The organism is Sphingomonas trueperi, assembly GCF_011927635.1.
In the GTDB taxonomy this organism is placed as follows: domain Bacteria; phylum Pseudomonadota; class Alphaproteobacteria; order Sphingomonadales; family Sphingomonadaceae; genus Sphingomonas; species Sphingomonas trueperi.
Map to the genome: position 1 here is coordinate 1 of NZ_JAATJB010000037.1, position 1,379 is coordinate 1,379.

1 protein-coding gene is annotated in these 1,379 nt (G+C 64.2%); it reads right to left on the minus strand.

The annotated features are described in order from the left end of the window. Window positions 1–264: 264 nt before the first annotated feature. Window positions 265–1,299, minus strand: coding sequence for an IS110 family RNA-guided transposase (locus GGR89_RS21970; protein ID WP_125958664.1), 1,035 nt, complete (start codon window positions 1,297–1,299; stop codon window positions 265–267). Between the last annotated feature and the right edge of the window lie 80 nt (window positions 1,300–1,379).

Sequence of the window (1,379 nt, forward strand, 5' to 3'; positions counted from 1 at the left end):
CATCTGTGGACGCCCCTTCGGATGCAAGCAGTAAAGTCGGGGTATGTTGGCACGTAGTCGGATGCTGTCATCTGTCCGGCCTCGATGAGCAGCGCCATATGCTGCGGGCCAGTATGGGAGTTCGCGGACCGGATCCATTACAGGTTTGCGCGCTTGGTTAGCGCTCTGCCATTCCCTGGTTCTCCCGGCCCCGTCTCGCCGACTGTTGTGCCATACCCTCCTTCGACCGCCTACGTCCCCGACGCCTCTGGCCGCGAGCCCGGCTTACGCCGTGACCGCCGCCGGAGCTCTGTAATCTTCATTCCTGGTGAGCAGTGCCCAGACCATGCGCGCCATCTTGTTGGCGAGCGCCACCGAGACGAGCATGCGCGGTTTGCGCGCGAGCATCCGCTCCAGCCACGAGCCGGCCGGCGCGCCGAACCGGGAGGCCTGGCGCACCATCGAGCTACCCCCGATGATGAGCAGCCGCCTGATCGTGCGCTCACCCATCTTAGATATACCGCCGAGCCGCTGTTTGCCGCCGGTTGAGTGCTGGCGCGGTGCGAGGCCGAGCCAGGCGGCGAAGTCCCGGCCTTTGCGGAAGGTCTCGATCGGCGGCGCTAGCGCGATGATGGCTGTTGCCGCGATTGGCCCGATCCCCGGGATAGTCATCAATCGGCGTGCGGCTTCGTCGTCCTTTGCCCGACGTGCGATCTCACGATCCAGCACGGCGATCTGCTTGTCGAGTTCGGCCAGCATGTCGACCATGATCTTGAACATCGGCCGTGCCGCCCGTGGCAGCGTAGAGATCATTTCCTCCTCTTCCAGAAGGTCGGCCAGCATCGCCATATGCGCGGTGCCACGCGGCGCGACCCAGCCATACTCCGCCAAGTGCCCGCGGATCGCGTTGATCAGTTGGGTGCGCTGTCGCACCGCCAGGTCACGCGTGCGGAACACGAGCCCTGCGGCTTGCTGCTCCTCACTCTTCACAGCCACAAAGCGCATGCCCGGACGCTGAGCCGCCTCGCAGATCGCTTCGGCATCAATCGCATCGTTCTTGTTCCGCTTCACGAACGGCTTCACATAAGCTGGCGGTATCAGCCGCACCGCGTGCCCCATCGTCTGCAGCTCACGTGCCCAGTGATGGGCGCCGCCACATGCCTCGAGCGCAACCACGCAGGCTGGCTGACCGGCGAAGAAGTCGAGCAGCTTGCCCCTGGTCAGCTTGCGGCTGAAGACCATCACGCCGCGCTCGTCGGCGCCATGCGCATGAAAAACGTTCTTGGCGATATCCAGACCGATTGTGATAACCTGCGACACGGACGCCTCCCTCAGTGGTGCTTCAACACCTCCACTCTGGCACATTGATGCCGTCGGGGGGCGTCCACCCCATCAGGTTT